Origin of the sequence: Rhodococcus sp. APC 3903, from assembly GCF_030407755.1 — a bacterium.
GTDB classification, from domain to species: domain Bacteria; phylum Actinomycetota; class Actinomycetes; order Mycobacteriales; family Mycobacteriaceae; genus Rhodococcus_F; species Rhodococcus_F erythropolis.
This window is the reverse complement of sequence record NZ_JASDCV010000015.1, coordinates 21994-41481: the sequence shown is the minus strand read 5'-3', so window position 1 is coordinate 41481 and position 19488 is coordinate 21994. Positions and strand designations below refer to the sequence as shown.

General features: G+C 62.0%; 10 protein-coding genes. 1 reads left to right on the top strand and 9 read right to left on the bottom strand.

From position 1 onward, the window contains the following. Positions 1-3: 3 nt before the first annotated feature. The 5 genes from QMA15_RS21160 to QMA15_RS21140 form a co-directional block, all read right to left on the bottom strand. Positions 4-1218, bottom strand: a complete 1215-nt coding sequence (locus tag QMA15_RS21160; protein WP_003943886.1) for an acetyl-CoA C-acetyltransferase — start codon at positions 1216-1218, stop codon at positions 4-6. A 222-nt stretch (positions 1219-1440) separates the two neighbouring features. Next, a complete protein-coding gene (locus tag QMA15_RS21155; RefSeq protein ID WP_290286308.1) occupies positions 1441-3303 on the bottom strand; it encodes a multicopper oxidase domain-containing protein in 1863 nt (620 codons plus the stop codon). Between the two features lie 88 nt (positions 3304-3391). Next, a complete protein-coding gene (locus QMA15_RS21150) occupies positions 3392-4978 on the bottom strand; it encodes a hypothetical protein (RefSeq protein ID WP_141487926.1) in 1587 nt (528 codons plus the stop codon). Then, the gene (locus tag QMA15_RS21145) at positions 4975-11094 is read right to left on the bottom strand and encodes a type I polyketide synthase (protein WP_290286304.1); all 6120 of its coding nucleotides are present in this window, start codon (positions 11092-11094) and stop codon (positions 4975-4977) included. The genes QMA15_RS21150 and QMA15_RS21145 overlap by 4 nt, the downstream gene beginning before the upstream one ends. 678 nt (positions 11095-11772) lie before the next feature. After that, positions 11773-14049: a DNA polymerase III subunit gamma and tau gene (locus tag QMA15_RS21140; RefSeq protein ID WP_134998548.1), complete on the bottom strand. Its 2277-nt coding sequence runs from the start codon at positions 14047-14049 to the stop codon at positions 11773-11775. 162 nt (positions 14050-14211) lie between these two features. Here QMA15_RS21140 and QMA15_RS21135 point away from each other — a divergent pair, with 162 nt between their 5' ends. Beyond that, positions 14212-15525: an ammonium transporter gene (locus QMA15_RS21135; protein WP_003943791.1), complete on the top strand. Its 1314-nt coding sequence runs from the start codon at positions 14212-14214 to the stop codon at positions 15523-15525. Between the two features lie 6 nt (positions 15526-15531). Here QMA15_RS21135 and QMA15_RS21130 read toward each other — a convergent pair whose 3' ends face one another. Genes QMA15_RS21130 through QMA15_RS21115 form a run of 4 tightly spaced genes read right to left on the bottom strand, consistent with a single transcriptional unit; the run spans position 15532 to position 19478 of the window. Next, positions 15532-15903 (bottom strand): carboxymuconolactone decarboxylase family protein, encoded by a 372-nt coding sequence (locus QMA15_RS21130; RefSeq protein WP_020905896.1) that lies wholly within the window; start codon positions 15901-15903, stop codon positions 15532-15534. Between the two features lie 8 nt (positions 15904-15911). After that, complete coding sequence (locus tag QMA15_RS21125) at positions 15912-17501, bottom strand: long-chain fatty acid--CoA ligase (protein ID WP_290286299.1); 1590 nt, start codon at positions 17499-17501, stop codon at positions 15912-15914. Further along, the gene (locus tag QMA15_RS21120) at positions 17494-18117 is read right to left on the bottom strand and encodes an alpha/beta hydrolase (protein WP_019746533.1); all 624 of its coding nucleotides are present in this window, start codon (positions 18115-18117) and stop codon (positions 17494-17496) included. The genes QMA15_RS21125 and QMA15_RS21120 overlap by 8 nt, the downstream gene beginning before the upstream one ends. Beyond that, positions 18117-19478: an MFS transporter gene (locus QMA15_RS21115; RefSeq protein WP_279162971.1), complete on the bottom strand. Its 1362-nt coding sequence runs from the start codon at positions 19476-19478 to the stop codon at positions 18117-18119. Before QMA15_RS21115 ends, QMA15_RS21120 begins: the two co-directional genes overlap by 1 nt. Between the last annotated feature and the right edge of the window lie 10 nt (positions 19479-19488).

Here is a 19488-nt window from a genome sequence, read left to right as displayed (position 1 = left end):
GCGTCAGACGCGCTCGATGATGGTGGCAACGCCCATACCGCCGCCGATGCACAGGGTGATGAGGGCGCGCTTGCCGCCACGACGCTCGAGCTCGTCGACCATCGTTCCGGTGATCATCGCGCCGGTTGCACCGAGCGGGTGACCCATGGCGATCGCGCCACCGTTGACGTTGAGCTTCTCGTCCGGGATGTTCAGGTCCTTCTGGAACTTCAGGACGACGGAAGCGAATGCCTCGTTGATCTCGAAGAGGTCGATGTCGTCGACCGTCAGGCCGGCAGCTGCCAGAACCTTCTTCGACGCCGGCGTCGGGCCGGTGAGCATGATGGTGGAGTCGGCGCCGCTGGTGGCGGTGGCGACGACGCGAGCGCGCGGCGTCAGACCCATGTCCTTGCCGGCCTGCTCGCTACCGACGAGCACGAGGGCAGCGCCGTCGACGATTCCCGAGCTGTTGCCGCCGTGGTGAACGTGGTTGATCTTCTCGACCCAGTGGTACTTCTGCAGCGATACGGCGTCGAATCCGCCGATTTCACCGATCACACCGAACGCGGAAGCCAGGCCGGCAAGGTTCTCGGCCGTGGTGCCCGGACGCATGTGCTCGTCGTTGTCGAGGATGGTGATGCCGTTGATGTCCTTGACCGGCACTACCGACTTGGCGAAGTATCCGCCGGTCCACGCCTTGGCGGCGAGGTCCTGCGAGCGCACGGCGTATGCATCGACGTCGTCACGCGAGAAGCCCTCGATGGTGGCGATGAGGTCTGCGCCGACGCCCTGCGGCACGAAGTAGTTGTCGTAGTTGGTGGCGGGGTCGAGCGCCCACGGTCCACCGTCGGATCCCATCGGAACGCGGGACATCGACTCGACGCCACCGGCGATCACCAGTTCGTCCCAGCCGGACCGAACCTTCTGAGCTGCCATGTTGACGGCTTCGAGGCCGGAAGCGCAGAAACGGTTGAGCTGAACGCCGCCGACGGTGTCCGGCAGTCCCGCATCGTTGACTGCAACGCGGGCGATGTCCATTCCCTGATCGCCAACGGGGGTGACGACGCCCAGGATGAGGTCGGAGATCCGATCCTCGTCGAGGTCGGGAAAGCGCACGCGCAGTTCCTGGATCAGACCCGTGACCAGCGAGATCGGCTTGACCGAGTGCAACGACCCGGTCTTCTTGCCGCGGCCTCGCGGGGTACGGATGGCTTCATAAATGAATGCCTCTGTGGTCACTGTGAGGTGTTCCTTCCGTGTAATTCGTCGAACCGGTCTGCAGATCGTCCGCGCCGCCTTCGGTGGTGGCGCATGGCCGAGGTACAGACCTCAGCCCTTTCACTGTAGAACGTGTTCCAAATTCATGGGAAGGACCGAAGCGATCCTGCTAGGTGACCGAGGTGATCCGACGCGCGAACGCCTGCCCGCTTCGGTTCATTTCGAGAGCGCCCCCGGAAGCACTCACGGCACGATGCGATACGGCAACATCATGTCGTGATCTTCGTGATCGAGTAGATGGCAATGCCACACGTATCCCTGGAGCCGACCGGTGTTACTCGCGTCGTGGTTGCTCATGCCGTGGTTACTCATACCGTGGTGCCCGTTTCCCTGATGCGCCTGATCACCGCCCGTCATCCCACCGCCCGTCATCACAGCGCTCGGAAGACGATCGAACATCGCGTCGGGATCGAAACCCAGCTCATCCTCGGTGGGGAATCGCACGATGATCCGGGTGACAGTGCCGCCGTCCACCCTGACGGTGTCCTTCATCCCCGCTTCCCACGGCGCCGGCGCGATCATCGGCCCCGCCTCGAACCCGTCGGGCGACGGAGTCCACTTGTTGCCGATCACCGGCTGCGGATGGCGGATCAAGTACTCCAGCGTCCGCATCGGTGTCCTGCCGAGAATCCGGAAATTCACCAGGTGCAGGTGTATCGGATGCGGGTCCGGCGTGGTGTTGACGATGTTCCACTGCTCGACGGTGCCTTGCCGCGGCCTCTCGACGTCCGTGGTGCTGAACGTCAGGTTGTTCAGCGTCATCTGAGCCGGTGGATTCCGCAGTTCCAGTTGCTGGCTCACTGTCACCGTGCGAATTACCGTCGGCTGCTCCAACGGGGCGAGAACGTCACGTTGTCGGCGCCCACCGCGCAGTTGCGACGGAACACCACCGGTGAATCCGCGCCTGGAGTCGCCGCGGAACCGGCAGAACAGCGGCATAGTCACTTCACCGATGACAGCGGCGGGTAGCGGGGGCGCCTCGTCGTTGCGAAGCTCCACCGTCGAACCCTCCGACAGTCCGGTGAAATCGACGAGGAGGTCGTACCGCTCCCCCGGTGCGCAGCGGAAGGCATTGACCGCGACGGGTGCGTCGAGCATTCCGGCGTCGTTGCCGATGACCCAGAACGTCATCATGTTCGAGAAGTGAAGATTCCACACACTTGCCGACGACGCATTGACGATGCGGAAGCGGTAAAGGCCCCGAGCCACAGACAGTTCCGGCCACACCTTGCCGTTGACCAAGCCGACGTCGCCAACCGCGCCGCCTTCCCACGATCCTTCCGGGATCAAGATGGTGGATCGGCCGTTCTGGGCGCCTGTCGGCGTGAAGATCTTCTCCTGCAGGATCAACGGGATCTCGAATTCCTCGGCCGGCAACCCCAACGGATTTCCCAGTTTGCCGGTGTCGAATTCATCCCTGATCAGATAGTTGCCGATCAGACCGGCGTAGACGTTGAGCCGGGTGATGCCCATCGCGTGATCGTGATACCAGAGGTGGGCGGCTTCCTGACCGTGCGAAAAGTGATGCATCGCAGCCTGTCCCGGCATCACCAGCAGTTCCGGGTGGCCGTCGCTCTCAGGTGAAGTGACTCCACCGTGCAAGTGCAACGACGTCGGCGGTTTCGCACGAAAGTCGGCCTGCATTCCGTGCAGCGTCATATCCATGTCCGCTGCCAACGGATGTCCGGTCAGATCGTTCTCGAACGTCAACATGATCGGCTCGCCGGAATGCGCCTCGACGGTCGGGCCCAGATAACCGCCACCGATCTCTCCGCTGCGGTACGACAGTGCCGGGGACGATGGAAAGTCCCGATGAAAGGCATGTTGCCCCACTTGCGCTGTCAGCGTGATCTCGTTTCCGGAAAGCGTCGACAACGAGGGTAGTTCGTCACAAAACGGCTCGAACTCCGGCGAATGAAAAATCAACGGCGACTCGATGTCCGCGCTCCCGGTTGGAACAGCACTTGCCTTTGTACCCAATGCAACCGCCACCGTGCCGACTGCCGACCCCTTCAGAACCGACCTTCTCGAAACCCCGATACCCATACATACCCCTCCCCATCGAAACGGGTTGCGTTCTCCGGCAAGGAAAACGCAACCCGTCTCTCCACTTCGATCTCGGAAAATCCCCCGTCTACTTTCCGTCGATCGCCTCCAGCACCGAATCGATCAGTGACTGCGGAAGTTTCGACGGCGGAGAGATTTCCAGTTCTCCCGGAGCGCCCGGCATCGTCCAGACAGTTCTGTGCCGAGCGATCGCGAGCTTCTCCCGTGATCCGTCCTGATTGACCTTGAAGTACTCGAACTCGAGGTCGATCCCCCTCTCGTAGAGGGCAGTCAAGGACATCGTGACCAGGACGTCGTCGAACGGCATGACCTCGCGCAGATGCTCAACTCTGGTGTGCACACAACGCAGTTCCCCGAGAGCGCCTCTGGCCGCCATGGCCTCACGCTGAGAACGGGCGAGGAACTTGTCCCGAACCCTCGACTGCCAGATGTAATAGTTACCGAAGTAGATGTTGCCCACGACGTTTCCGTCCTGCATCGTCGTCGAGAACACCTCGGATTCGAGCAGGTACGGATTGCGCGGCACCATCGGAGCCGAGCGGATCAAGGAACCACGATCGACGTCCTTCGGTTGTGTGGGGACAGCGACGTTCTTCGCCCCCGTCGGAATCGTCATCGGCTCGATGAAATCGTGGAAGTACTGCGGCATCGGCCGTGCCGCCACCACACCGTGGGAGAGGATTTCCACCCACGTCGTCTGCATCGCACTCCACCCGATGTGAGTGCGCGTCTCGCCGTCGACCCGGCACCATTCGACATGCAGATTGGTGGTTGCCCGATCCGGACCGGTGAGCTCGGTGATCCAGATCGTCCCCTCGACAATGTCGTCGGTGTACAGGTTCGCATCGATGAACACCTCGGAGTTGTTGGTCACCATGCCCCAACGACCCGTCGCCATGTCCTCCACGATCTGCTTCGAGATCGGTCCGGTTCCCCTCTCTCGCAAAGCGCCCAACCACAGCGCGAAGCTCGCGAACCCCACTGATCCACCGACGTTGCACGCGTCCCGGAACCCGACGGGGAACCGGATCGACACCGCCGGGTAGCCGCTCCGAGCCACCACATGCACGTCGGAGCCGTAGGCCATCGGATCGAACTGCGCGAGAGACTTCGCCGACAACGGGCCGGTGTCGAACTGTGGTGCCGGGTCCTGCGCCGACTCTTCGGCATCCGCCTCGTCCGAAACACGCTCTTCGGCATCCGCCTCATCGGTCACGAAAGCGAGAATCCGCTCCTCGTTGTCCGTCAACAGAGCCGGAAAGGTCAGAACCACCACGCTTCCCTCTGCGCCGCCGCGGAAGGTCACTGCGTCTTCCTCCCTGGCGCCCATCGCCAGAGAAACCGACATCTGCCCCGTGGCCTTTCGGATCGCCTCGGCCGCCGCCCACAGCCTGGTTCCCGCACGATCGAGTGATTCGCCGCCTGCGATCAACTCGTCGAGCAGCGGAATCCGCGCCGAACCCAGAAGCGCCTTCCACTGCACGACGGTTCGGGAGCGAATCGGTTCGATGTCACACCCCTGAGGCCAGTCGCCGGCCGAACTGAGTGACTTGCTGCCGTCGTGCGAGAGCGAGACATCCACAGAGGGCGGAATATCACCGACAACGACGGGCTTTCCGGTTTCCTGCCATTCGATGGCAAAGGCATTACTCATTTGATCACCACATCCTCATCGAGATGAATGTTCACGGCCGCCTCGGCGATCGGTTTCTCCTGCTCGTGGCGTTCCGACTTGGTCAACTCGTGAATCCCCGGGGTGTGCGCGACCACAACCCGCGGGCTCTTCACTCCCAACGCCCGGCTGTGTTGCGCGAGCTTGTCGAGAATGATCTGTGCGTCGCGCGCAGTCGGATCCGCGATTTCCTCAGCCGTAGGACGGCTTTCGTCGTGGGAGAGAATCTGGGAGCGATATCCCTCGAGCTGCATCACCACTCGTCCGTCCTTCACCACCGCCACGTCGGCTTGCATGTGGGTCTCTGTCTGCACCTTGTCGTAGGCGTACGCGGTGAACGAACGAGCCTCGAATCGTCCGTCGTACATGTCGATTCGCGCAATGTTGACCGGAAGGCAGATCTCCCGCGGAACCATGATCTGGCCCGATTGGAGCAGGGAATCGAGGAAATACGGATCACCGAGGAGGTGCTGCTTACGGTCGGCTCGCGAAATAGCACTGAAGAGAATGTGCTCGGAATCGAGGCTCGAGATCTCTTCGAGTCGGCGGAAATCGCCCTCCTGGAACAGCAACCACGAGTAGAGGTCGTCCAACGGATCGATGTCGAGCACCGGTCGCGGCAACTCCTTCTCGAACTCCGGCAGTGATTCGTCCAGGCCGAAGATGAAGTCGGCCGAGAAATGGGGCCGCCCGTACCCGGTCCGTTCGGTGCCGATCGTGACATGCACCCGCGTTCCTGCGGCATCACGATCCTGCTCCACGACGCTTGCCTTGATCTCGACTCTGGTGCCCTCGACCGTGTCGACGACGATCGGTCGATCCAGTTTGATGTCGTCGATGCGGACGCGACCCAGGGTCACGCGTCCGGTGACATACGCCGCCGCCTGCGACATCGCCTCGAGCCCGAACACCGTCGGAAGCAGCGCCGATCCCTTCCAGACATGATCGAGGACAAAGGGATCCGCCGAGGTGGACAACGTCGTCCGGGTCACCAGTTCTACTTGAGGCTCGAATGTCACCACTTGGTCGATGTAGCGCGACACCGCCGGCAGAACCGGTGCTGCAGGCGCCCAGGTGTCGAGACCGCCGAGTCGACTGGTCACGACGATACGACTCGCCTCGGGTCCGCTGTCGACCAGGCGAAGGAAATGATCCACTCCCGCAGCCGTCGAAATCGGCATGACACCCATCTTCGCGAGGTGGTTGACACTGCCCATGCGGGCGCCCATTCCGGTCTCTCCCCACACGCTGTACGCGAGCGAGAACGTCCGAGTCTTCGGGTGCCCGGCGGCATACCGCACCACCATTTCGTCGAGAAGCTCGTTTCCGTATGCATACCAGCTGTTTCCGGGCATACCTGTGAATCCGATGATGGAAGAGAAGCCCACGAACAGCTTCAAGTCACGATCAGCGAGCGCTTCGACGAAGTTGGCTGCGCCCAGGACCTTAGGTGCAACCTCCTCGAAAGCCGCAGCGCTGTCGACTCTCTCGAACCGCCGCGGAACATTTGCCCCCGCACCGTGGACAAACCCGGTGATCGGCCCCACCTCGACCTCGATCTGGGCGACGACGCCGGCCACCGCCGCGGCATCCGTGACGTTGCAGCGATAGTAGTGAGCGCTCAAACCGGCAGACGTGAAGTCCGCAAGAGTGGAGGCGATTTCGTCGCCCGCTTGTCGCTGAGAGCTTCCGATCAGCACCAGTTCGGCGCCGGTCTTTCGACCGAGGGCCAGAGCACATTGGGCCATGATGCCTTTCGCGCCACCGGTCACGACCACGACATCCGAACTTCCCAATCCGCTTTCGCGGACGGTGTAGTCGTTCGAGGCGAGAACCCGCGGTTGCAGTGCCGTGCGTCCCATCTCGGCGTCGTAAGTCGCGAACACATAGGGTGCAACCGAATCCAACTCGGAGACGACAGTGGCTGCCACCTCCGCGTCCGCAGTCGAGCCGTCGAATCCTATGACGCGCACATCCAGTTCGGGACGCTCGTGATGCACCGAAGCGGTGAACGCCGCCACACTCGGCACCGGCGCTGGATTGCTCAACTCGACATCGGTGAACTGAACCACTGCCAATGTGGTTCGCGCGCCTCCACTTTGCTGCGCCGGAACTATCTTGTACATGTGTTCGATCCCACGGCGCAAGCCGCTTTCGGTGACGGAATCATCGGTCACGCGCGGCATTACGGCAACCACGTGGTGTGCATTCGCAGAAGTGCTGTCGGAGAATGTGCGAATGTCGACCTGAGCACCACGACCTCGAAGTTCGGATTCCAACCTTCCGACCAAACCGGCGTCGTCACCGATGACGACAAACGTCGTGTCCGTGAGGTCTCGGACTCCGTGCAACGCTGTCTCGCTCCGAACCTTTTCCAGGGTGTAATCGCGAACCCAGGTGAAGCTGTCGGCTGATATACCCTTTGCCTTCGCCGGCAGCGCCCGCGTAGCCGGCTGCTGCTGCCCCGACTTCTCCTTCGCGGACCGATCGAGCACTTCGATCAGTTCACCCAGGCTGACGTTGACGAGTTCGGCCGGATCCAAGTCACCCTGAACACCCAACCGTGTTGCCACCGTGGCGATTGCATCGGCGGCCTTGATCGAGTCCATGTTCAGGTCGTCCAGAAGGTGGAGATCGACGTCGAGAGACTCCACCGGAAATCCGGTGTCCTCCGCGATTACCTCGAGCAGTATTCGCGACACGTCCGACTGCGCCGAACTCGCTGCTGGAACGTCAGAACCGGGATGCGGTGATGCCGCAAGGATCAGCGATGCTGCTTCTCCGATGGTGGCGTTGGCCAACTCGGCAGGGTCGAGGTCGACAACCTCGAACTGATGTGCAACCTTCGAAATAGCCTCTGCCGCACTGATCGAGTCGAGATTCAGATCATCGAGCAGACGCAGATCCGTCGTGATCGACTCGGCGGGGAATCCCGTCGTATCGGCGAGGATCCTGATCAGCTCACTTTCCACGGACCCGGCGCCCGCAACAGCCGGCTCTTCGACTACCGGAGCCGAAACCGGCGAAGGAGCTTTCGCTGCTACAGATTCGTGGCCGTTGGTGACTGCCCGCGAAGTCGGAGCAGATGGAACAGATGGAGAAGATGGAGAAGTCGCTCCACTGCCTACATCCGCGCGAATGACGTCGACGAGGAAGGTCCCGCGTCGGCTCAGGTAATCGGCCAGCGCCGCAGCCGGATCCCCGCCGGACGTACCAAGTGCGAGCGGTTCGGGAGCAGAGGTAACCGTCAGCTTCGCCTCGGCCAGGTTCTCGATGAACACCTTCTGATCGGCAGGAACGAATTCGCGCACGAACCGGCCGTCGAAAAGTTCGTTCCAGCGGACCTGAGCGCCGTGTACGTACATCGCGGCCAGTGCGACGTTGAAGTCCTCGTCGCGTCCGGACTTGGACGCAACGGGGAAGCAGCGCACGCCGTCGGTCCCATTGATCGCCTTGGTGAGCCCGGTCAGCACACGGCCGGGTCCGACCTCGACGAGCAGGTCCACTTCCTGCGAGATCCCACTTACCGTCTTGACCCAGTCAACCGGTGAGACAACCTGTTTGGTGACCAGTTCGCGAAGTGCCAGTGGCGTCTGTACGCGTTCCCCTTCGACGCAGGAATACACGGGGCAAGTCAACGAATCGACTTGCTCGTCAACGGGCGCAGTGGACTTCAGCTCCCGTTCGGCCTCGTTCATCATCTCGGAGTGGAAAGCATTCGACACGGCAAGCGCCTGAGCCGACACTCCGCGCGTCTTCGCGATGGCAACCACATCGTCGACCGCGTCTTTGGTACCCGAAACCACACTCTGCGTGGGCGTATTCAGATTCGCGACGGTCGCGTAACCCTTTGCCTCCGCGATGATCGCCTCAGCCGTCGATCGGTCGCAGGTCAGGCTCGCCATTGCGCCGTTTCCACCACCACTGACAGCCATGGCCGCGCCCTTCGCCGCAGCCAAGGTGATCAGCGTCTTCTGGTCGTAAGCTCCGGCCGCGTAGAGCGCAGTCAACTCCCCGAGACTGTGGCCGGCGACAGCACTGGGTGTGACACCCAATCGGCGGAGGTACTCGAACCAGAGCAGCGACGCCAAGGCGACGGCGGGCTGGGTGAACTGTGTCTGGGCGAGGTCCCGCTTCCACTTCGCCAATTCCGCAGCGTCAGCGCTCTTGACCGGGTTCCGCAGAATCCGCGGCGTGATCGCCTCCGCTCCAACTCCCTCCAACCAGCCGTCCGCCTTGGTCGCCAGTTCGCGCGCCCACTCGAAGCGCTCGATCAGCACGCGAGCCATCTCGAGTTGTTGGGATCCCTGTCCAGGGAACAGGAATCCGATGTCGTGGCGGACGCTGTTAGAGATCGAGATCTCGTTGCTCACCACCTTGACCTGGCCGGAAGCTGGAGCGGAGTTCTCGCAGATCACGGCAAGCTGACGCATGCGTTCGGCCAACTGCGCGGGACGTCCGGCCACCACTGCGGCACGGAAGGGCGCGGTCGGCGAGATCACTCGCGAGAGTTTCGCCGAAAAGTCCAGCAGCTCGGCAACACTCAACGGAACCGCCAGATCTGCAACATCCCGCGCTCGGGTCGCCAAGTCCACCGCGGAATCTGCAGAGAGTACAAATACCTCGGTGTCCTGATACGACGCCATCATCGTGCGGACGTCTTGCGAGGGTGTCAGCTTGCTGGACGGTGCATCAGCCGATTCGATCGCGACGTGGCAGTTGATACCGCCGAAACCCATGGCTTGCGCACCGGCACGCATCTTCTCCGACGGATCTCTGATCTCGCCGTTGACAAGCGGAAAGAGTGCCGGCGCTTCGGTTCCGAACGCCGGGTTCGGGTCGGTGCAACCGGCGAGCGGCGGAAGGATTCGTTGATTGACGGCCATGGTCGCCTTGATCAGCGCAAGGATGCCCGACGCCGCCTTCGTGTGCCCGATCAGCGACTTCAGTGAGGTCATGCCGATGCTACGAGCCTCGACTGGTCCGTCCGTCTGCGCGGCCTGCTGGACGCCGGCCAGTTCGACAGGGTCCCCGACGGGAGTACCAGTTCCGTGTCCTTCGACAAAGGCAACCTCGCTGGCCGCGAATCCCGCTCCCGAGTATGCGCGACGGATCATTTCGGCCTGAGTTTCGGCGCGGGGCTTGGTAATTCCACCCTTGCCATCGGTGGAGATGCCCCAGCCGCGAATCGTCGCGTACACGTAGTCGCCGTCCGCCCTGGCGTCCTCGAGTCGTTTCAAGGCCACGAATCCGCAACCTTCACCCGGGATGAATCCGCTTCGGCTTGCGTCGTACACGTTCATGTCGCCGCGTGTCAGTGCACCCAAACGGGCGAATCCCACCAGTTCCAAAGGATCCAGGCTGACGTCGACTCCACCTGCCAATACGAAGTCGGCCGCGCCGGACGCCAGCTTTTCGGCTGCAGTCGCCACCGCGAGCATTCCGGACGCGCACGCACCGTCCACGACGTACCCGCCGCCGTTGAAGTCGAGGTAATTGCAGATACGGCCGGCGATCGTATTCGACAACATGCCGGCCAGAGTGTCTTCACTCGGCTCCACCAACGGGCCTTTGTAGACCTCTTCCATCGTCTCGGCGAGAGCATCGGCGACGGAACTGTCCAACTGGCGCGCTTCGGCTGCCACAGCGAGTGCGCGCTTGACGTAAGGCCAACGCAAACGCATCGACCACATCCGGGATTCTTCACCGGTGAGGGAGTTGCCGACGATTGCGGCGCTGCGTCCAGTTGGCACCGATCCTCGGCTGTAGCCCGCGTCCGTCAAAGCCCCGAGTGCTGTTTCCAGCGCCAACCAGTGTGTGAGATCTGTCGACTTGAAGGTTCGCTCCGGTATCCGGCGACCGACCCAGTCGAATTCGAAACCGTCCATGAACGCGCCGCGGTCGGCGTATGTCTTGTCGACGTCGTCAGGGCTCGCGCTCCAGTAGTCGTCGAGCGACATCCGCGACTCGGGAAACTTTCGGAATTGCATCCGTCGCGCGAGGACGTTCTCCCAAAATCCTTGCAGATCATGGGCACCGGGAGACCACATGCTCATCCCGACTATCGCGATCGCGGGATTAGTTGAATCTTCAGTCATCTTACACTTCCTATTTTCGCGCGCATCCGCGGGAGACTCAATCGACCGAAGACTAACCACGCGTTCAGCCGTGTGTAAAACGCAGATTCACCTCAAGGCATAAACAAATAACAAAGGTCGTTCAGCTCCGTGAACATGTGTCAGCAATTTAACAGCAATCGAGAATTAGCTGTAACTCGGAGTTACTTATTTGCCTCGTCGCCGGTCAAGCAGTGGTTTGAACATCCGTACCGGACACCGGTTTCACGGCCACCTCTTTCTCAAGATCGGCAAATGCTCAGTTGAGTGCGCACCGAAATGCCGCAATGCCGAATATGTGGCCAATTCGCCGAATGTCCCAAATTGGTCGATCACCGCAAAACAAACATCCGACAACTATCAATCTGAACATTCGTGACACACCGAGAATTAGCAACAGCACGCGAATGTCGATCAGACAACGAGAAATTCCAGATATTCTTCGGCGACCATCGTCCGAATCGATGTTTCGTTACACCGGAATTGAGCGAACGAATGTGCCAGCAAACCGGCCACACACAATTCAGCTTTGCCGGGCCGAGCCCGGTGCCCTTTCGACACGTGCGCACACAAAAGGAACGGCACTTATAACAATTCGATCACACAGTGGTGCCGCGGCATTCCGACAGCCGTTTCACGCGCACGGACCGAGTCGGCAACTCAGCTTTCGAGGCGGCGTGCCCCGAGGACGTCCTTGAGGAGTTCCTTTGCAACGTCCTCGGGATCACGTCTGGCAGTCGGATCAGCGGGCTCAGCCGCCTCCGCGAACATCTCGTCCTCGTCCTCCGGCGTTGCAGGCGGAGGAGTTGCCTCGTAGTCGACCTCAGGAGCAGGGGCCGGTCCAGGGTCTTCCGGATAGTCGGGGGCCTCAGGCGGCGGAATGTCGTCCGAATCTCCGCGCTGGGGCTGCGGGGCCTTGGGCTGCTGCGCTGCACGCTCCTGACTGGGGCGCGAGAAGCGGGGCGCAGCGGCCGGGCGGCTCGCAGCTTCTGTCGCCTTGGGTGCGCTCGATGCTGCCGGCGCTGTGGGCGCACCTTCTTGGTACTCGACTTGCCAAGTGCCACCGAACATCTCGGCAAGGACCTCGCAGATGACCGCCGCGTTGTGCGGTTGCGTCACACGAGCACCCAGGACCGGCGAGCCGTGAGCGATGACCACAACATGTCCACGCACGTCGTGAACCGTCGCAGCGGACAGCATGGCCGGAAGAACCTTGTTTCGTTCACCGACCTTGTTGCGCAAGGTGTTCCACGATTCACGGAGGGTCTCGACTGTGGGGCCCGCCGAGACCGGCGCAGCTTCTGCAGCCGCCGGCTCCTCGTACTCGGGCTCGGGCTCGTAGTCGGGTTCCGGCTCGGCAAGCCCGATCAGCTCTTCCGCTTCGACCGGAGCAGGAGCCGGTGGTTCAACCACAGGAGCTTCAACTATTGGAGCTTCGGCAACCGGAGCTTCAACCACTGGTGCTTCTACCACCGGAGCTTCAACCACTGGTGCTTCAACCACCGGAGCTTCAACCACTGGAGCTTCGGCAACCGGCGGTTCCACGATCTCGACGGTGGGAGGCTCGACCGCGGGAGCTGCCGCTACCGGAGGTTCGACGACAGGAGCCTCGACGACCGGCGGCGCCGCCGGAGCCGGGGCGGCTGGTTCCGGCGGTGCCTCAGGCTCGGCCTTGCGTTGGGAGGGCCGTTGGAACTTGGAAGCAATCTCCGGTTCGAGCGGCGGCACGGTCGGTGCCGGCGTTGCTGCCGCGCGAGGGGCAGCGGCAGCCGCGACTCCGGCAGCCGGAATACCTTGTTCCAGGCGCTCGAGCCGCTGCAACACAGCCGACTCGGTGTCGGAGGCCGAAGGAAGCAGCATTCTCGCGCACATCACTTCGAGCAGCAGCCGCGGCGCCGTCGCCCCACGCATTTCACTGAGACCAGCGTGGACGGTTTCGGCGAAACGGGTGAGCGTGGCCGGGCCGACTCGCTGAATCTGTTCACGCATCGTGACCAGCTCGGCCTCCGGCGCATCGACCAACCCTCGTTCGCTTGCATCGGAGACTGCCTGCATCAAAATGAGATCGCGTAGACGTTCGAGGAGATCGAGCGCGAATCGGCGTGGGTCGTGACCGGCGTCCATCACCCGATCGACAGTGCCGAACAAGGCGGCTCCGTCACTGGCAGACAGGGCGTCTACTGCTTCGTCGATGAGCGCGACGTCGGTGACTCCGAGAAGAGAGAGCGCCCGCGGATACGTGACACCTTCTTCGCCGGCTCCCGCGAGCAACTGGTCGAGGACACTCAACGAGTCGCGAGGCGAACCGCCGCCAGCCTTGATGACCAGGGGATAAACAGCAGGCTCGACCGGTACGCCTTCCTGTGCGCAGATCTTTTCCAGGAGTCCGCGCATGGTCGACGGCGCCAACAGGCGGAACGGGTAGTGGTGTGTACGCGAACGGATGGTCGGGAGAACCTTTTCCGGTTCCGTCGTCGCAAAGATGAAGATGAGGTGCTCCGGCGGCTCTTCGACGATCTTGAGCAGCGCGTTGAAGCCCGCCGCCGTCACCATGTGTGCCTCGTCGATGATGAAGACGCGGTAGCGAGAAGCGGCGGGGGCGTGGAACGCCTTGTCTCGGAGTTCTCGGGTGTCGTCGACGCCACCGTGACTTGCGGCGTCGAGTTCCGTCACGTCCAGGTTGCCTGTGCCGCCCGGGCCAAGCGAAACGCACGAGTCGCATACATCGCACGGCGTCGACGTCGGTCCCTGCTCACAGTTCAGCGAACGCGCCAGGATTCGCGCCGACGACGTCTTTCCACAGCCACGCGGGCCGGAAAACAGATAGGCATGGTTGATGCGTCCGGTGTCGAGGGCCGTGCTGAGCGGTGCGGTGACATGCTCCTGCCCCACCACCTCGGCGAAGGACGCGGGTCGATACTTCCGGTACAGGGCCACGCGCAAAGACTACCGGCGACCCACGACAGGTGATCCGGTGCGGGTGCAACGCCGACTTCTCCCGAAACATGTTCGCAACACAATCGCAGTGCGGAGGAAACCGCACGCACCCATCGTGGGTTCCGTGCACGCGGGCTGGTCCGCATGCGTGAGGAGAAAACTGTGCCCGCCACCATCGATGCCGGAGCAACTGCCTGGTTGCTCGTCAGTACTGCACTCGTACTTCTGATGACGCCAGGACTCGCGCTCTTCTACGGCGGCATGGTCCGCTCGACCGGCGTGCTCAACATGATCATGATGAGCTTCGTCTCCATCGCACTCGTCACGGTCGCGTGGTTGTTCGTGGGCTACAGCCTCGTGTTCGGCGACGATCACGGTGGCATCATCGGCGGACTCGAACACATCGGCATGGCGGGCATCGACCCGTCGACCGTGCACGGGAATGTCCCGGAAGTGTTGTTCGCAACCTTCCAATTGACGTTCGCAATCCTTACTGCAGCACTCATCAGTGGTGCGATCGCCGACCGCGCGAAGTTCTCCGCCTGGATGATCTTCGTCCCCATCTGGTCCTTGCTCGTCTATGTCCCCGTCGCTCACTGGGTGTGGAATCCGCAGGGATGGCTCGCCCAGATGGGCGCACTCGACTACGCCGGTGGCCTTGTGGTCGAAATCGTGTCCGGAGCGTCAGGCCTGGCATTGGCACTGGTCCTCGGCCAGCGGATGGGTTTCAAGGCCGAGTCGATGCGTCCGCACAATCTGCCGTTCGTCCTGCTCGGCGTCGGTCTGCTCTGGTTCGGTTGGTTCGGATTCAACGCCGGGTCGGCCCTTGCGGCCGACGGTATGGCCTCGCAGATCTTCCTCAACACACTCGTCGCCGGCTGTACCGGACTACTCGGCTGGCTGTTCGTCGAGCAGAACCGTGACGGACACCCCACGACGTTCGGCGCAGCTTCGGGCGTCGTAGCCGGTCTGGTCGCGATCACCCCGTCGTGCGGAACGGTGAACATGTTCGGTGCGCTCGTCATCGGTCTGATCGCGGGCATCGTCTGCTCGTACGCCGTGGGATGGAAGCACAAGCTCGGCTACGACGACTCCCTCGACGTCGTCGGCGTGCACCTCGTCGGCGGAATCGTCGGCTCGTTGCTGATCGGACTCCTCGCGACGGCCGTGATGACGGGCGGTCCGGAAGGTTTGTTCTTCGGCGGTGGATTCGCGCAGCTGGGCAAGCAGTTCGTCGGTGTCGTCGTGGTCGCGCTCTATGCCTTCGGTGTGACCTACGGTCTCGGAAAGCTCATCGACAAGACCTTCGGCTTCCGTATTTCGCGTGAAGACGAGGCCCGCGGAATCGACGTTGCCCTGCACGCGGAGTCCGCCTACGAGCACGGAGTCCTCGGCCACGGTCCGATCGGCGGACAGAACCCGAGCCCGTTCCTCCAGCGTCAGCGTGAGGAACGGGAGAACCGCGAGCGGGACTGACCGCCGTCACCGGTTTGCGATTTCCTCCATCAGGATCGGAACGCCGACATTGCAGGAGTGAATCCCGACGACGGTGGTCAGTTTCAGCACCTCGAGAATCTCCTTCGGGGTCACTCCCATGTCGAGCGCAGCGCGAATATGGCGTCGTACGCCGGGTGCGTACATGTGTGTGCTCGCCGCATCGACGGCTATGCACAGCAACTGGATCACCTGAGGTGACAGCACCCCACTGTTCCAGGGCTGCATTGCTGTCTTCATATACAGCTCGGTCCACTCGGGATCCAGCTCCGAAAGTCCGTCCCACAACGGATTCCAGCCACCCGAATCCTTCATAGCCTGGGTCACGGGAAAAGCTTCACTTGCTCGAACGTCAGTCATCGATCTCCTCAGACAATCGAAAATGCTTGATTCAGTTCACGTTTGAGAATCTTTCCGGTTGCCGTCATCGGTAGCGACGGCACGAACTCGATGCGGCGCGGATATTTGTAGGCGGCCATCTGTTCCCGCGACCATTCCACGAGATCCGATTCGGAGATCTCTTCACTCGGCTCTCGGATCACGAACGCGACAACTTCTTCGCCGAGGCTCGTGTCCGGCACCCCGACGACGGCGACGAGTGAGACGGCTGGGTGGGTGAGCAGAACCTCTTCGATTTCGCGCGGGTAGACGTTGAATCCTCCCCGCACGATCATGTCCTTCGCGCGGTCGACGATGTAGTAATTTCCGTCGGTATCGACCCGTGCCAGATCCCCGGTGCGAAACCATCCGTCGCACATTACTTCCGCCGTCGCCTCGGGTCGGTTGAAATAGCCCTTCATGACGTTGTGCCCGCGAATGGCCAACTCTCCCACTTCATCGGGGCCGGTGATCGTACGCCAAGAGTCATCGACAAGCCGCGCTTCGACGCCCCAGATCGGCACGCCGATCGAACCGGGCCGGGGGTCGCTCTCCGGGTCACTGAACAAGGCCAACGGAGAGGTCTCGGACAACCCGTACCCTTCGAGGATCTGAACACCGAAGCGTTCCCTGAACTGTGTCAAGATTTCGACGGGAAGCGCTGCACCACCGGAGATCGCGCACCGCATGTTCTGTGCAACGGTCTCGATATCCACCCCGGATTTCACTACCTCGTCCAGCACGCCGAGCAGTCCCCAATACATGGTCGGGACGCCCGCGAAGACCGAGATCTTTTCGCGTTCCATGATCTCGAGTGCCGCGGTCGCATCGAAGCGCGGCATCAACACCAAAGTGGCACCGACGCAGATTCCCGCATTCATGGTCACTGTCTGGCCGAACGAGTGGAACAACGGCAAAGTCAGGAGATAACGCTCATGCATGGACGGAACGCTCTCGAACAACCGGTTGGTCGACAGTGCATTCAAGACCATGTTGCAGTGAGTGAGTTCGGCGCCCTTGGGCTTTCCGGTCGTGCCGCTGGTGTAGAGAATGACCGCGGTGTCCGTCGGTTCACGAACAACCGCGGCTGCAGGCGTTTCCGTGCCGGACACGGATGCCAGTGCTTCGCCTAGAGTCTCGACTCCGAGGATCGACGACGGTGCACCCGGCTCGGTGCTGATCACGATCAGGGCCGAACAGGTCTCGCTCTGCTCGAACCCGGCGATGGCGTACTCGGCGATCGGTAATTCGGGACTTCCCTCGAAACAGAAGTACAGCTTCGCTTCCGAATCAGCCAGGTGATAGGCAATTTCGCGCCCCTTGAGCAGGATGTTCAGAGGAACGACGACGCCACCGGCCTTGAGAATGCCGTAGTAGACGATCGGGAACTCGAGAACGTTCGGGCAGGACAACGCCACCTTGTCACCTGGCTCGACACCCCGCGAGACGAGCAGATGGGCGATGCGATTCGCGTAGGCGTCGAACTGCGCATACGTCAGCCTCGCTTCCCCGAGAACCAGCGCATCCCGTTCCGGGTACCGCCGGGCCGAGTCTTCCAGCAGAGCAGCAAGATCAAGCATGACTGTGTTCCTCCTGCGCATCGGAATCCGTGGCATGAGACGAGGCAGCGCGCGACACCGACTCGAGCAGTTCCCGCACCAACGATTCCGCCCGCGGCCAATACCCGTATCCGGACGCCGGATTGAGATGTCCGACCTCACCCAGATCCAGCAACCGACTCCCCCATCCTTCAGCCAAACCCACAACTCGGCGATACCCGGCGAGCGGATCGTTCCGACTCGCCGCGACCGTGCTCGGAAAAGGCAGACGCTGACGCGGTATCGGTAGCCACCCGTTCCGATCGAGCTCCTCGAGAGACGGATAGGACTCGGGTAGAGGAAGTTCGAGATCCGCCGGCGTGACCAGAAGTGCGCCGGCAACATCTCGATGATGCGCCCTCGCCCAGTGGGCAACTGTCATGACTCCGGCGCTGTGCGCGACCAGGACCACCGGGCTGGAAACACTAGTCAACACCTCGTCCAATGCCGCAACCCTGGCATCGCGACTGAGCTTGTCGGTCTCGAGGGGAGGAACCGTCAGAACGTTGTCGAGCCTGCGCGCGAGGTGAGTCTGCCAATGATCCTCGACATGATCGCGCAGGCCGGGAACTATTACTACCGTGGGTGATTCATCCATCAGGAACTCCGAACATCTGCTACTTCAGTGGCGCCGGGGATCTCGGGCCGATTCTGCAACGTAGCCAGCCGCCTCATCCCGGCGGGATAGGCACGCTTGCCGGCTACCAACGCGAGGGCCGCGACGACATAGACGAAGGGCGAAAGCTGTAGAGCGCCGAGAAGACCCAGGTGATCGGCGAGGATGCCGACCACGAAGGGACCGAGCGCCAGCCCAAGAAGGTTGTTGGCAACGGTGAGCGTTCCCATGGCCGACGCTCGAATCGAGTGATGGGTAAGGTTCGCGACCATAGCTGCCGTCGGCCCCGACGAACCGGCGGAGAAGAATGCACCGATACCGAGCAATACGAGTTGCGCTGTCCCCGTATCCAACCGGAGCCCGATACTCAGCGTCACCAACGAGATGGCGCAGTAGACGATGGCGGTGGTCCATTTCCGCGCCGAATCGTCGCGGCTGAATCTATCTGTGATGAACCCGCACACCACCATCCCACTTCCGACCAGGAGGACGAACACGGAAGCTGTGACGCCGGCCTTGTCCGGGGCCAAATCGTAGTAGCGATTGAAGAAGCTCGGCAACCACGCCAGAAGTACAGCGGCGGTGAACATCTGGAGACCACCACCGATGTAGGCGAACAACACGGCGGGATTGGTGAACAGCGAGGACACCGGCGCACGAAAACCGTCGTGTCTCACCGCTTCCCCGGCGGCATCCGGCGCGGCCTCGACGGCGTAAGCGGTGAGCTTCTTCTCGGTGACGAGGGCACGGAACAGCGCAACCAGAATCAGACCGAAGATCGCCATGGCGGCAAAAGACCACCGCCAACTGAACTGGACTGCGATGCACCCACCGATTGCCACACCGATGACCGAACCGAACGATCCACCGGCCATGAAGGCACCGGCAAGAGCTGCGTGCACGCGGGGCGCAAACACACTGAGGACCACGGCGATACCCACGCTGCCGTACGCCGCTTCACCGACACCTACCAAGAATCGGGCGCCCAACATCTGTTCGTAGGTCTGAGCGATTGCGCACAGCAACGTCGCGACACTCCACAACACCGCCATCAAGATCAAGCTCTTGACGCGGCCCCAGCGGTCCGCGAGCAGCGACAACGGGAACGTCAACAGCCCGACCATCAATGCCACCACGCTGCTCAGGGAGGCGAGGTGCGAATCGGAGAGATCCCAGTCCGCTTTCAGGATCGGGAAGACTGCACTGAGCACCTGCCTCGACATGTAGTCCGAGAGCAGAAGACCGAAAGCCAGGGCGAAAACGATCCACGGGTATAACTTTCGTCGTCCGCCGATTCCGAGCGCGGTGTCCACACGTGGCGTGGCGGGAGCTTGCAGTCCCATGACTCTCCTA